This window comes from Eubacterium aggregans, assembly GCF_900107815.1.
Classification (GTDB): Bacteria; Bacillota; Clostridia; order Eubacteriales; family Eubacteriaceae; genus Eubacterium_O; species Eubacterium_O aggregans.
In genome coordinates this window covers 1-14511 of sequence record NZ_FNRK01000001.1, presented here as the reverse complement: position 1 = coordinate 14511, position 14511 = coordinate 1, and the positions used below count along the sequence as shown (strand labels likewise).

At 49.0% G+C, this 14511-nt stretch carries 13 protein-coding genes; 8 read left to right on the top strand and 5 right to left on the bottom strand.

Going from position 1 to position 14511, the window contains the following annotated elements; genetic code table 11:
• Positions 1-45: 45 nt before the first annotated feature.
• From BLW33_RS00065 to BLW33_RS00045, 5 genes are all read right to left on the bottom strand, one after another.
• Positions 46-1014 (bottom strand): alpha/beta fold hydrolase, encoded by a 969-nt coding sequence (locus BLW33_RS00065; protein WP_090303958.1) that lies wholly within the window; start codon positions 1012-1014, stop codon positions 46-48.
• Positions 1011-3101, bottom strand: coding sequence for an ABC transporter permease (locus tag BLW33_RS00060; protein ID WP_090303957.1), 2091 nt, complete (start codon positions 3099-3101; stop codon positions 1011-1013). Before BLW33_RS00060 ends, BLW33_RS00065 begins: the two co-directional genes overlap by 4 nt.
• Entirely contained in the window at positions 3088-3861 is a 774-nt protein-coding gene (locus BLW33_RS00055; protein WP_090303956.1) for an ABC transporter ATP-binding protein, read from the bottom strand. Before BLW33_RS00055 ends, BLW33_RS00060 begins: the two co-directional genes overlap by 14 nt.
• 142 nt (positions 3862-4003) lie before the next feature.
• A complete protein-coding gene (locus tag BLW33_RS00050) occupies positions 4004-5362 on the bottom strand; it encodes a citrate/2-methylcitrate synthase (RefSeq protein ID WP_090303955.1) in 1359 nt (452 codons plus the stop codon).
• A 49-nt stretch (positions 5363-5411) separates the two neighbouring features.
• On the bottom strand, positions 5412-5867 hold the full coding sequence (locus BLW33_RS00045) for a MarR family winged helix-turn-helix transcriptional regulator (protein WP_090303954.1): 456 nt from the start codon (positions 5865-5867) through the stop codon (positions 5412-5414).
• 416 nt (positions 5868-6283) lie between these two features.
• On the opposite strand from BLW33_RS00045, the gene BLW33_RS00040 reads away from it, so the two are divergent.
• The 8 genes from BLW33_RS00040 (at position 6284) to cas2 (ending at position 14346) form a co-directional block, all read left to right on the top strand.
• Complete coding sequence (locus tag BLW33_RS00040) at positions 6284-8434, top strand: CRISPR-associated helicase/endonuclease Cas3 (RefSeq protein WP_090303953.1); 2151 nt, start codon at positions 6284-6286, stop codon at positions 8432-8434.
• Between the two features lie 216 nt (positions 8435-8650).
• The gene (cas5c, locus tag BLW33_RS00035; RefSeq protein ID WP_090303952.1) at positions 8651-9310 is read left to right on the top strand and encodes a type I-C CRISPR-associated protein Cas5c; all 660 of its coding nucleotides are present in this window, start codon (positions 8651-8653) and stop codon (positions 9308-9310) included.
• Entirely contained in the window at positions 9307-11127 is a 1821-nt protein-coding gene (cas8c, locus tag BLW33_RS00030; protein ID WP_090303951.1) for a type I-C CRISPR-associated protein Cas8c/Csd1, read from the top strand. Before cas5c ends, cas8c begins: the two co-directional genes overlap by 4 nt.
• Complete coding sequence (gene cas7c, locus BLW33_RS00025) at positions 11120-12013, top strand: type I-C CRISPR-associated protein Cas7/Csd2 (protein WP_090303949.1); 894 nt, start codon at positions 11120-11122, stop codon at positions 12011-12013. The genes cas8c and cas7c overlap by 8 nt, the downstream gene beginning before the upstream one ends.
• Positions 12014-12033: 20 nt before the next feature.
• On the top strand, positions 12034-12273 hold the full coding sequence (locus BLW33_RS00020) for a hypothetical protein (RefSeq protein ID WP_090303947.1): 240 nt from the start codon (positions 12034-12036) through the stop codon (positions 12271-12273).
• A gap of 73 nt (positions 12274-12346) precedes the next feature.
• A complete protein-coding gene (cas4, locus tag BLW33_RS00015) occupies positions 12347-13006 on the top strand; it encodes a CRISPR-associated protein Cas4 (protein WP_090303945.1) in 660 nt (219 codons plus the stop codon).
• 9 nt (positions 13007-13015) lie between these two features.
• Complete coding sequence (cas1c, locus tag BLW33_RS00010; RefSeq protein ID WP_090303943.1) at positions 13016-14047, top strand: type I-C CRISPR-associated endonuclease Cas1c; 1032 nt, start codon at positions 13016-13018, stop codon at positions 14045-14047.
• Between the two features lie 8 nt (positions 14048-14055).
• Positions 14056-14346: a CRISPR-associated endonuclease Cas2 gene (cas2, locus tag BLW33_RS00005; RefSeq protein WP_090303941.1), complete on the top strand. Its 291-nt coding sequence runs from the start codon at positions 14056-14058 to the stop codon at positions 14344-14346.
• Positions 14347-14511 lie beyond the last annotated feature (165 nt).

Genomic DNA, 14511 nt, shown 5'->3' with positions numbered 1-14511 from the left:
ACAAATGTAAAGAAATGTAAAGAAATGACAAATATTTATCTATTTTCAGTTCAGGAATTCCTGAATATCCTGGATCATAATCGATGATTGGGTCCAGTGGAGGGAATGGTGTCCGGTGAGGGGGATACATTGGCCCCGGGTCAGACCGGCCAGCTTTTCAGCGTAAAAGGTAAGATTGGTTTTACCATCTACCGGAGCGGCGGAGGATTCCCGGGCAAAGATCAGTGTGGGGATTTCCGGACGGAAGGATTGGTTCTGGGTGGCCGCCATGTTTTCGGCGATGGCGTTATTCTCTGCTACGACGGTGGCATTATACCCCTTCCAGGCGGAGAGGGTTTTCTGCAGGTCCAGGTTTTCCTTAGCATAGGCACCTTCAGAATTATTGGAGATAAAGGTCCCGGGGCTGAGTAGGGTAATGAGCCGGGAGATTCCAAGGGGGGCCATCAGACCGGCAATCGCCGGAGCATGGGGGGCAGATTCGCCAAAATATTTAAGCTCACCCGGCAGGGTGGGATCGATGCCGATGAAGGCAGAGACCTCTTCAGGGTAGGCGTTCATCCAGGCAGTGGCATAAACACCGGCCATGGAGTGGGGAACGAGGACATAGGGGCCTGGAATGCCCGCGGCGGTAAGGGCGCCCCGGTATTCAGAAACGATGGCGGATACGGTGCGCGGCTGGTCGGTTCCATCGGAAAAGCCATAGCCCAGGGGTTCAACCACAACGACCCGATCACTTTGGGAAAGTCCTTCGATGAGGGGCGCAAAATCCTCTGCCGGAGCGGTTGTCCCCAGGCCGCTCATAAGGACCAGCGTCCGAGTACCCTTCGGGTTGGTATCGGTTAGGTGCATCTGTTGCCCTGAGACGGTGACCATCTTCCCAGGCGGCGTGGTGTGCTGCCGCTCCCAGGCCGAAAGCCCCTGGTGGATGAGACACCACAGGAGCATCAGGGCGATGGGGATGAGAATCAGGGTGGCGATAATGGTGAGGCACTTGCCTTTTCGCGTTCGGGTCATTTGGAAATACTCCCAGGGCTGACAATCCGATAATAGGCCCGGGCCGTCAGGGCATACACCCCGGCATAAAGCAGGGCAAAGACCGCAATAACCCCCAGGGTACACTGGACAAACAAGGCGGTATCCGTCAGGCTGAAAAGCTTAAGCAGCTTGGTAATCACCGGGAAGGCAAAGGCAATATGGACACAGGCCATGGCCAGGGGGAGAAAGAACACCGTCAGCACCTGGCTGCGAATGGCCCGGCGCACCTCGGCGTGGCTCATCCCGACGTTTTGCATGATGGTAAACCGCCCTTTATCGTCATAGCCCTCGGAAATCTGCTTGTAGTAGATAATGAGGACCGTGGCCATGATGAACACTGTCCCCAGAAGCAGTCCCAGGAAGAACATCCCGCCATAGGCGTAGTAGAAGGTTCGGTATTGGTCCTGGCGGCAGCGCACATCGAAGCTGCCAGACTCCCTGGGGATACTCAATTGATCACTGGATACAATGGGGGCACCGCCATGGATGGCGGCATCGGCCACCAGGGCACCCGGGGCGTTCAAGGCGGCGTTACAGGCAATCTTCTGGGCATCGGTCCCCGTTAAATCGAAGGTAATATCGTAATTGAGGGGACTGGCACCCGTCCCGTAGGCAGTTTGCTGTTTTTCATAAATGTCCGCCATATGGGCCCGGTCCGAGACCACCAGGCACAGGCATTCCAGACCGAAGGTGGTATCGTACTCCGCCTCCTTCAAGGGAAAGTCCCGAAGATGTTTCACCACCTTATACTCGGTGCCAAAGAGGGTCAGGGTGTCCCCGGGGTCAAAGAGATTGCCATAGGCCAGGACCTCATTGCCGGTAATGGAGATGGCCTCGCCGGTGAGGGCAGCATAATCCGCCGCCGTCATCACCTGGGTCATGCACACATCGGCGGTGGTGACGTACCAGGTATTCCCCGGGTGATAATCGAAGGTATCCCCCTGGCGGACGGTACCCATGGTGAACTCACTGCAGTCGTGATAATCCTTAATCTGAAGCCCCTGTTCAGAGACGATGGCCTCAATATTGTCAGATACCGTTTGGGGATCTTCGTAGAAGGTGTCCCCATAATGGCGGATGTACAGATCCTGGGGAAAGAGGTACATCATGATGTTATCCACCCCCAGATAGAGGGAGACCGTGGTGGACAGCACCACCAGGACCATGGTGGAGAGGATGCAGATGTTCGCCAGGCCGATGGCGTTCTGCTTCATCCGGTAAATCATCCCGGAAACCGAAATAAAATGGCTGGTTTGGTAATAGTAGCGCTTGTTCTTGCGCAGCTGCTTCAGGATAAAGATGCTCCCGGCGGTAAAGAGGCAGTAGGTGCCGATGATGACCAGGATGACAGCGACCAGAAAGAGGTAGAGGGCATCCAGGGGTTTGTCCACGGTGAGGGAGATGGCGTAGCCAGCCCCCAGGCACAGAAAGCCGGCAATGGCCAGGACCGCCTTGGTCTTGGGCTCCCGTTCTCCGGTCTTTCCTCCCCGGAGCAGCTCCACGGGGTTGGCCAGGCGGATCTGGAACAGATTATAGAAAAGGCCCAGGGTAAAGATGCCGAAAAAGAGCAGGGTGGTCAGGGCCAGGGCCACCGGGGAGATCTGAAAGCCCAGCTGGATATCGTAGTGAATGATCTTTAAAAGGAGCAGGAAGATAAGCTTATTGAAGAGAAGGCCAAGCACCAGTCCCACCACAATGGAAAATCCCCCGGTGATGAGAGTTTCCAGGGCCAGCACCCCGGCAATATGCTTTTTCTCCATTCCAAGGATATTGAAGAGTCCGAATTCCTTCTTCCGCCGTTTAATAAGAAAGCTATTGGTGTAGAAGAGGAAGACCACCGCAAAGATGGCGATGACCCAATTCCCAAAGCCTAAGATCATCATCATGGAGGTACCGCCGCTCATATTCTTCAGGGTATCATTTTGGGAGAGGGAGACGATGGTATAAAACATCATGATGGTCATGACACAGGTCAGCAGGTAGGGCAGGTATTCCTGGCGATGCTTTTTAATATTGGTGGCCGCCAGCTTGAGAAAGAAGGGGAACCCCTTATTATGCTTCTTCATGGGTGCGGCCTCCCCTGGAAATCATGGTGAGGGTATCGGAGATGGTGGAGAACATATCCGATAGGCTCCGGTTTCCCCGGTACAGCTGGTGGAAAACCTCCCCATCCCGGATAAAGAGGACACGGCTGGCGTGGCTGGCCGCCTTAAGGGAGTGGGTGACCATCAGCACCGTTTGGCCGCAGGCGTTGATCTCATCGAAAAGGGCCAGAAGCTCATCGGCAGATCTTGAATCCAGGGCACCAGTGGGCTCATCCGCCAGGATAATCTGGGGATGGGTGATCAGAGCCCGGGCCACAGCAGCCCGCTGCTGCTGTCCCCCGGAAACCTCGTAGGGGAATTTTCCAAGGAGATTGTCAATGCGCAGCTGCCCGGCGATGGGGGCCAGGCGGCCTTCCATTTCGGCTATATCCCGTCCGGCCAGGACCAGGGGGAGGAGGATGTTGTCCTTTAAGCTAAAGGTATCCAGGAGGTTGAAATCCTGGAAGACAAAGCCCAGGTTATCCCGACGAAAGGCGGAGATGGCCCCGTCAGAAATGGTAGTGAGGTCCTTAGTCCCCAGGAGGACTTCCCCAGAGGTGGGTTTGTCCAGGGCTGCTAAAATATTGAGTAGGGTGGTCTTGCCGGAGCCGGATTCCCCCATGATGGCCAGATATTCCCCGGGCTCCACCGCAAAAGTGACATCCCGGAGGGCTTGGACCGAAGCCCCGCCAAAGCGGGTAGTGTATATTTTTTTAACATGATTGACAGTGAGTAATGACATTTTGATTCCTCCAATGTTATGATAGTCCTATTATAAGACGGGAGGTATCCTCCTGCCATGGCATTAGCTTACCATAAGGTGACAAAAGTGTCATGTTGGCATAAAAAAACCCCGGCTGTTAACCGAGGTTGCGACAATATACTTACTTTCGATCGGCCATATGGGCATAATCCCGGGGAGCCATGACACTCCGGTAGGCCGGGCGCATAATCTTATCCACATTGACCAGTTCCTCAATGCGGTGGGCACTCCACCCCACGATACGGGCGATGGCGAAGATGGGAGTGTAGAGCTCCAGGGGAATGTCCAGCATACTATACACAAAGCCGGAATAGAAGTCCACATTGGCGGAGACCCCTTTGTAAATCTTGCGGCCGCCGGAGATGACCTCGGGGGCCAGGCGTTCCACCATGGAGTACAGCGAAAAATCCTCATCCCGTCCCTTGGAATGGGCCAGCTTCTCAACGAAGCTCTTAAACACCTGGGCCCGGGGATCGGATAGGGAGTACACGGCATGGCCCATGCCGTAAATGAGGCCCTTGCGGTCGAAGGCTTCTTTGTTCAGACAGCCCTCCAGATAGTGGCGTACGGCCTCTTCATCCGTGGGGTCCGATACTGTCTGACGGAGGTCTTGCATCATTTCCACCACCTTGATATTGGCTCCGCCGTGCTTGGGCCCCTTGAGGGAGGACAGGGCTGCCGCGATGACGGAGTAGGTGTCGGAGCCGGAGGAGGTCACCACCCGGGTGGTGAAGGTGGAGTTATTCCCGCCACCGTGTTCCATGTGCAGCACCAGGGCGATGTCCAGCACCCGGGCTTCTAAGTCTGTGTACTCCTTGTTCGGGCGTAGCATCAAGAGGATATTTTCCGCTGTGGAGAGATTCGGATCCGGACGATGGATATAGAGACTGTCATCACAGATATAATGGTTGTAGGCGTGGTAGCCATACACAGACAGCATAGGGAAGACGCTGATAAGCTTTAAGCATTGGGACAACACGTTGGATAGGGAGGGATTCCTGATATCATCATCGTAGGAGGCCAGGGTCAATACGCTCCGGGTGAGGGAATTCATTAAATCCTTACTGGGGGCTTTCATGATGACATCCCGGGTAAAATTGGTGGGGAGGCGGCGGCTTTCCACCAAAATCTGGTTAAAGCGCTTTAACTTTTCCCGGCTGGGCAGCTCGCCAAAGAGGAGTAGGTATGCCACCTCTTCAAAGCCGTAACGCTTGCCCTCAAAGCCCTTGACCAGGTCGATGACATTGTACCCCCGGTACCAGAGTTTGCCGTCACAGGGAATCTTTTGCCCGTCCTTCAGGGTAAAGGCATCGATCCGGGAAACATTGGTCAGCCCTGAAAGGACCCCGTTGCCGTTTTTGTCCCGAAGGCCCCGCTTGACACCGTATTCCTCAAAAAATGCCGGCGGAATATTATCCACAGTTTGACAGATTGTGGCGTATTCCTGGGTAAATTCCTTTAAATCTTTCTTTGTTGACATGATGGTACCTCCAAATGTGTCGAATGAAAAGGGAAGCCTTGGTAGTGCCTTAATGGGGGGCGGCTTCCCCGGATGCTGAGGCATCCCGTAGGTTGTGGACGATTTTAGTGAGAACCTGGCTGACCGCCTCCCGCTCTTCAGGGGTAATTCCCTTAAAAAGCGTGGCCCTCAGGGTAGATCGGAGGGTTTCAAAATCCTTGAGGATTAGCTCCGCCATGGGGGTGGTGTGCAGGTGAAGATAACGTCTGTCTTCAGGATCGGTTTGAATTTCAATATAGCCGAGTTTTTTCAGATGATCCACGGACTTAGAAATGTGGGCCTTGGAAAAATGACGCCGCTCCATAATGTCCCGGGCCGTATCGGCCAGACCGGCGTGGGCGATGCAGTAGAGGATGTCCAGCTCTACCTTTCGCAAACCGGAACGTTCCATTAGGGGGCCGTAAAGCTGCTCCGCCAGCCGTTTGAAGGGCTGGCCACTCATTAATACTTCAAAATCATTGGTCATGGTTTATCCTTAAGTAGTTTACTAGTGAACTGTTTGGAGTATTTTATCGCTTTAGTGGGGAGATGTCAAGGTGGGGATTGGCGGGGTTAAGGTTTGGTTAATATAAGAGAATGGCTCGTTAAGACATGGAAATGTTACGATTGTGTTGGGTCGTTTACAATAATGGGTGATGGGAGTATAATGGGGATGAGGTAAGAAAAAAAGCAGATGTGGTCTGCTTTCTTCTGAATATAATTCTATATTTCAATCCTACTCACATATTAAATGTGGACTTCTTGATTTTAACATTTCTAACGGATAGAGCAAGCAGGAAATCACTGATTATAAATCTATGAATTGACAAAAATGGAATGTGGTTGTATAATACACTCAATAAATAAAAATAGCTGATAATTAAAAAACGATAAGGAAAAAAGATGGAAGAAAAAAAGAAATTTATTGCGCACAAGCGTGAAACAAAAGAGGGCTTTTTTGAAATCCAAACCGTCAAAGAACATTTGGAGGGAACCGCCAAGTACGCAAAAGCCTTTGCGGAAAAATTTGGGGCAGGGGCATTTGGGAAGTGCTGCGGTGATTACCACGATCTTGGAAAATATAGCGAAGAATTCCAGAAGCGGATCCAGGAGGATGGGCCAAAGGTTGACCATGCTACGGCTGGAGCAAAAGAAATCCATAGCTTTCCCATTCAAATGGCCATTGCAGGACATCATAGCGGCCTGATGGATCGCGGGACAAAAGCGAATGGACCCAATGAAAAAACCTTGTGCGGCAGGCTAAAACGGACCATCCCGGATTACAGCGGGTATCAGTCAGAAATAAGGATTGAGCAGCCACAGGAGAAACCGTCCTTTCGAAACACACCAGGGCACCTGGCTTATTCCGGGGCATTCTTCACCCGGATGCTGTACTCCAGTTTGGTAGATGCAGATTTTTTAGACACCGAGGATTTTATGTCCGGTGGCGGAGTTGTCCGTCAGGGATTTGATGAATGGGAGACACTATACAGGCGTTTGGAAGATAAAACCCAGCATTTTTTAAAAAGTAAGCCTTCCGGTATTATTAATGAAAAACGAAACGACATTTTACAGCAGTGCCTTGATCTGGGAAAAAGCCAGGGCCGGGGTGCCTATACATTGACCGTACCCACTGGTGGGGGAAAAACCATTGCATCCTTGGCCTTTGCCATGGAACAATTAAAAGCCAATGGGATGGACCGCATTATCTATGTTATTCCCTATACCAGCATCATTGATCAAACCGTCGAGGCCTTTGAAGAAATTTTAGGATCGAAAAATGTCCTGGCCCATCACAGTAATGTGGCCTATGATGACGAAGCAGAAATTGCCGGAGGGGATATTGCCCGAAAAAAACTGGCAACAGAAAATTGGGATGCTCCCGTTATCGTGACAACCAATGTTCAGTTTTTTGAATCACTCCACGGCCACCGTTCTTCATCCTGTCGAAAGCTCCATAATATTGCCAATAGCATCATTATTTTTGATGAAGCCCAGATGCTGCCCCATCGTTTTCTATTGCCGTGCTTGCAGTCCATCGGAGAGTTGGTTCGAAATTACAGGTGTACGGCGGTGCTGTGCACAGCAACCCAACCTTTTTTAGGACCCTACTTTCCAGAAGACATCCCGTTGCAGGAAATTTGTAGAGATACTGAAGCGCTATACGAAATCTTTCGCCGGGTACGTTATGAGAGGTTGGGGATGGTGACCCAGGAGGTGCTGACTGAAAGGATTAATAACGAGAAGCAGGTACTCTGCATCGTCAATACGAGGCAGCAGGCCTACGACGTCTTTAGGGCGTTGAAGGGAAGAGGAAATTTTCATTTATCCACATGGATGATGCCTAAACATCGAAAACGGGTATTGAAAAAAATACGAAAACGCTTGAAGGCGGGATTGCCCTGTCGCGTCGTATCCACCAGTTTGGTGGAGGCTGGGGTCGATTTGGATTTTCCCACAGTGTACCGTGCCATGGCAGGCCTGGATTCCATCATTCAGGCAGGTGGTCGGTGCAATCGCGAAGGAAAACGGCCTTTGTCGGAAAGTATTGTTTGGATTTTTGATTTGGAAGGTAAACCCAAAAAATTGAAGGATTATCTTGCGGCGACATCTGCCGTATTGCCAAAGCATGAAGAGGTGGATTCTCCAGAATGTATCGCCCATTATTTTGAAACGTTGTATCATTTAAAGGATTCCGGTCTGGACGCTAAATCAATTATAGAGAAAATGGAAGCTTTGGCCTTTGAAACCGTCAGTAAGGATTTTGAATTGATTGATGAAGAGAGTTATTCTGTTTTTATCCCTATCAATAAAAAGGCGAAGGTGCTTCTTGCCCAATTTAGAGGAGCAGGTCCAAGTCGAGGTCTTCTTCGGAAAATGAATGCCTATATGGTCAGCTTGCCAAAATACCAATATGACTTATTAGATGACTATCGTCGGATTGAGAATTTGGATGGAGCGGTCTCGGTTTTAATTAATTTGGAGGATTATACCAAAGAAGCTGGAATTAAGATACCAAAGAATGATTTGGGGGAGGTGCTGTATTTTGCCTAAATTGAAAAGGGTGGCGGACACAAGGGGTCGCCACAACTTTTCAAATCAGAAATTTAAATAGTTTCAATCCACAAGAGAACTGCTTACAAGTGAAATTCCCTTGACGTAGATAGTTTAACAGAAAATAGGGAGTGATAAAAGAAGTCTAAAAATAAAGGTTAACTTAAGATAGGAAATATAATATAATCATAAATTTAAATAGAAAGGAGTGGTTCTTTGTTTGGTGTGAAAGTAGAAGTATGGGGAGATTATGCCCTCTTTAGCAGACCAGAATTAAAGGTAGAACGCTGTACCTATGAGGTGATGACGCCATCAGCAGCCAGGGGAATCATGGATTCAATTTATTGGCATCCAGGGCTGTCCTGGAAGATTGACCGGATTTACGTGTTAAATCCTATCCAGTATATGAACATTCGGCGTAATGAGGTGAATAAAAAGATGTCCGCCAGCAATGTGCTGACGGCGATGCGTGGAGGGGATAAGGATTTACAGATTATCACCTCAGCTGAAATTGCCCAACGGGCAGCTCTTGTGCTTCGAGACGTTCATTATGTGATTGAAGCTCATTTTGAGATGACGGATCAAGCCAATGGGACGGATAATCATGGTAAGTTTTCGGATATCATCCGGAGACGATTGGAAAAGGGAAGTTGTTACTCCCAGCCCTATTTAGGGTGTCGGGAGTTTACTGCCTATTTTCAGCCTTGGCCCAAGGAGCACAAAATTGTGACGGCTTATGCCAATGAAACCTTGGACTTGGGGTATATGCTTTACGATATGGATTATTCAGATCCAGAGGATATTAAACCTATATTTTTTCACGGCGTGTTACAAAATGGGGTTCTGGATTTAACCAGTTTAGAGGTGCAGCCATGATTCTTCAGGCGCTTGTCGAGTACTATGAAAAGCTGGGAGAAAAAATGTCAATGCCCCTTCCAGGCTATAGTGACGCCGGGATTTCCTATAGCCTTAATATTAATGAAGCAGGGGAACTACTTGGTGTTTTGCCCGAAAAGGTAGAGGTGCAGCGGGGAAAGAAGGTCGTAGAAGTACCCAAGAAAATGCGGGTTCCAGAACAAGCTAAGCGTTCAGGACAGACCCCACCGTCCTATTATCTTTCCGACAATGGAACTTTTATTTTGGGGGTGCCAAAAAAGTCTAAGAAGAAGGATGATATCGGCAGAGAACAAGAACAAATCAAATTAAACCAAAAAGCCCTTTCTTATTTTGAACGATGTAAGGTCTGCCATTTAGAGAAGTTATCCGGGATTCAATCGATTCCGGCAGTGGCGGTTCGGAACTTCTTTGAGAGATGGGATCCTAAGACTTCTTCCAGCAATCCACACCTTATTCCAATCCTGGGTGAATTACCTGCGGCTAATTTGGTTTTTCGCATTGATGGGGGAATATATGCCCAGGATGATTCAGATATTGATGCAGCCTGGCGGACATCGCGAGGAGAGGAAGTGGATGAAGAGCAGATTGTACAACGATGTTTGGTAACTGGGGAGAATGAACCCATTGCACGTATCCATCCGAATATTAAAGGGGTGAGAGGCGCCCAGAGTATGGGAGCAACCCTGGTGGGCTTTAATGCAGAGGCCTTTGAATCCTATGGCAAAACCCAAAGCTACAATGCTCCAGTGGGAGAGTACGCCGCCTTTGCTTACACAACGGGTTTGAATTATTTAATCAGCAACCCCAAAACCCATATGATTATAGGGGATACCACCGTTGTCTATTGGTCAGAAACGGCTGAGGAGCAATATGCGGATATCTTTTCAGATTGTATGGAGATGCAGGAGGATGATGGGAAACAACTGGATGATATGATGAAGATGTTGCTGAAAGGCAAGCTGCCGGATTTGGAGGGGATTAATTTTAATTCCCGTTTCTTCATTCTGGGCGTATCCCCCAATGCAGCCCGGCTTTCGGTCCGGTTTTTCATGCAAAATACTTTTGGTTTCTTTCTCAAAAATATTGCTGAGCACCATGATCGCTTATCCATTGTGACACCTTCCTTTGTGCAGAATTCCAGAATGTCGACCTGGCGCCTATTGAATGAGACAGTCAATAGGAACAGTCGGGATAAGATGCCCTCACCCCAACTGGCCGGAACGTTGGCAAGAGCAATATTGATGAATACCCAGTATCCCATGGCGCTGTACAATGCGGTTGAAATAAGGGTGAAGGCAGAGCAAGGAGATCAAAAAATATCCTGGGGAAGAGCCGCTATTATTAAAGCCTTCTTCCTCAAACGGTATGAAACGATTGAAAATGAAATAAAGGAGTGTTTGACTGTGAGCTTGAATGAAGAGACCAATAATAAAGCCTATGTTTTGGGACGTCTTTTCTCTGTGTTAGAGGATATTCAAGAAAAGGCTAATCCTGGAATTAATGCGACAATACGGGATCGTTATTTTAATTCAGCATGTGCAACCCCAGCGGTGGTGTTTCCGACCTTAGTGAAACTGTCGACTAACCATTTGAAAAAAATTGGCGGAAAAAGCCGGGGGGCAGAAATCAACTTTAACAAAGCTATTCAGGCCTTAATTAACAAATTAAGCTATGATGGGGTGGCTTATCCAACGCGTTTAAATTTAGAAGAACAGGGTGCATTTCAATTGGGTTATTATCATCAAACCCAAAAACGTTATGAAAAACAAAAAAAAGAGGAGAAGAGCAATGGCTGAAGCAATTAAAAACCGTTATGATTTCGTTGTATTATTTGATGTGGAAAATGGGAACCCCAATGGTGATCCTGATGCGGGCAATATGCCACGTATTGATCCGGAAACGGGTTTAGGCATTGTTACGGATGTTTGTCTGAAGAGAAAAATACGGAATTATGTTGAAATGGTCAAGGAAGGGCAGGATGGTTTTAATATTTATATTAAAGAAAATGTCCCGTTGAATCGAAGTGATCGCAGCGCATTTGCGTATCTAGGCATTGATGAAGCCAACGTAAAGGAAGCAAAGCGAAAAGATCCAGACATCGATGTGAAGATTCGGGATTTCATGTGCCGAAATTTTTATGATATTAGAACCTTTGGCGCGGTCATGACAACCTTTGTTAAAAGTGCCTTAAATTGCGGACAAGTACGGGGCCCGGTCCAACTTGGATTTGCCCGGAGTATTGACCCCATCGGCCAGCAGGAGGTCACCATTACCCGTGTGGCCATCACGACGGAAGAGGATGCCGAAAAGAAGGGAACTGAAATGGGGAGAAAAACCATTGTTCCCTACGGCCTTTATCGTGTCGAGGGATTTGTTTCCGCAAATTTAGCGCGTAAAGCAACAGGATTCTCTGATGAAGATTTAGATTTGTTGTGGCAGGCAATTATCAACATGTTTGAGAATGATCATTCAGCCGCCCGGGGAAAAATGGCAGTACGGGAACTCATCGTCTTTAAGCATAGTACTGAGTTTGGAGAGCATCCCTCCCATAAGCTATTCGATACGATAACAGTAAAACGAAATATTGCAGAAAATGAAGTACCGCGAAAATATGAAGATTACACGGTGGACATCGATGAGACTGCGATTCCTGAAAGCATTGCTGTTATGCGAATGGTTTAAATGGAAAAAGGAATATAAGAATGGTACGAACCGATTTATCCGATATATTGTATGATGATTTGAAAAAATTGGGAGGATGTGCAAATATCGTAGATGTCTGTAAATATATGTGGAAGCATCATGAAAAAGAACTACGTGATTCTGGCAATCTGTTCTATACCTGGCAATATGATATACGCTGGGCAGCAACTGAACTGAGAAAAACAAAGAAAATGAAAGATACGAAAGATAGTCCGCGTGGTATTTGGGAATTAAAATGAAAGTTTATAAATCCCTTAGGTATAAAAACCTGATAATACACCCGTAAGAGTAAAAGAAAAGAGGTGATGCATCATGTCCTATGCAGAGTCTGATTTCCTGATGCTATCGGGTATTCAGCACTATGCTTTTTGCCGGCGGCAATGGGCCCTCATCCACGTGGAAGAACAATGGGCAGAGAACCAGCGGACGGTGGAGGGGGATTTGCTCCATCAAAAGGCCCACAGCATCCTGGCACCAGAGAAACGTCCGGGGGTGATCATCACCCGGAGCATGGCCGTCCATTCCCGGGAAATGGGGGTGAGCGGGATCTGTGATATTGTGGAATTCCATAAGGATGAGGAAGGCATCCCCCTGTACCGTCACCGTGGATTATTCCAGGTCTATCCCGTGGAATACAAACGGGGCAAGCCCAAGGAGGATCATTGCGATGCCCTTCAGGTGACTGCCCAGGCCCTGTGCTTAGAGGAAATGCTGTGTTGCACCATCACCTCCGGGGCCATCTACTATGGGGAAATCCGTCATCGGGAAAAGGTCCCCATCACCGAAGCATTGCGAGAGGAAACCAAGGGGATGTTTTTGGATATGCACCAGATGTTTAAGAGGCAGTATACACCAAAGGCCAAACGCACCAAAGCCTGCAATGCCTGTTCCCTGAAAGACATCTGCCTGCCGCGGCTGGAAAAGGTGACACCGGCCAGCGTCTACATGAAGCGCCATTTGGATGAAGATTAGGAGGCTGGGATGAAAAAGCTGCTCAATACCTTATACATCGCATCACCTGAAAAATATTTAGCCCTGGACGGTGAGACCATCGTCATCCGGGAGGAGGATGCCCCAGATCAGCATGTCCCCCTCCATAATCTGGAGGGAATCGTCAGCCTGGGATATCGCGGGGTTAGTCCGGCCTTAATGGGAGCCTGTGCCGAGCGTCATGTGGATCTCTGCTTTTTGAGCCATAATGGGCGATTTTTGGCCCGGGTGGTGGGCGGTACCTATGGGAATGTCCTCCTGCGAAAACGGCAATATGCGGTTTCCGAGGATGAGGGGGAAAGCCTGAAAGTAGCCCGGGGATTCATCATCGGCAAGGTCTATAATGGGCGCTGGGTACTGGAACGGGCCGTGCGGGATCATGGACTACGGGTGGATAGTGGGGCCCTAAAGGCAGCATCCGCCACCATGAGGCAATCCCTGCCCCTGCTTGCAGGAAGCGATGGTTTGGAGACCCTCCGAGGCTATGAGGGACAACTGGCCAACCGTTATTTCTCCGTGTTTGATGAACGCATCCTCCAGCAAAAGGACGCCTTCGCATTTAAAAGGCGAAACCGACGTCCACCCCTTGATAATGTCAATGCACTCCTTTCCTTTGTGTACACCCTGTTGACCCAAATGGCAGCAGGTGCCCTGGAGGCCGTTGGTTTAGATCCCTACGTTGGATTCCTCCATCAGGATCGCCCCGGGCGGGTATCCCTGGCCCTTGACCTCATCGAAGAGCTTCGGCCCGTGATGGCGGATCGCTTTGTCCTTTCCCTCATTAATAAGTGCATGGTGGAAGCATCCGGTTTTAAACAGAAGGAAAGCGGTGCGGTGGTGATGAATGATGAGACCCGAAGCCGGGTGATTAGCGAGTGGCAGAAGCGGAAGCAGGAGGTTATCACCCATCCTTATTTGCAGGAGAAAATTCAGTGGGGGATGGTGCCTTATGTCCAGGCCCTGCTCCTTGCCCGATACCTCCGGGGTGATTTGGATGATTACCCGGCCTTTTTCTGGAAGTAGGTGGCAGGATGATGGTTTTAATTACTTATGATGTCAACACGCAGACCGCAGAAGGACGAAAGCGCCTGCGCAAGGTTGCCAAGGCCTGCGTGAATTATGGCATCCGGGTCCAGAATTCCGTGTTTGAGTGTGTGCTGGATGGCGCCCAACTCTGCTCCCTGAAAGCGATTCTGGAAGAAATTATCGACGATGAGCTGGACAGTGTCCGCTTTTATCACCTGGGGAATAATTATCAAAAAAGGGTGGAAGAAATGGGGAAAAATAATGCCATCCACGTGGAGGAGGTTCTTCTCCTATAGGTGCGATTGGGATGTGCCCATAAAATCCCAGGGGGATTCGCACCGATTTTTTGGATTTTTGATGATGTTTTATGTGGATTTAGAGAGTGCCTTTGGGGATTCTCAAGTGTATTTGATGAAAAAGTATCATTTATTGACGAGATTGTATCTATATACTCTTTTTTT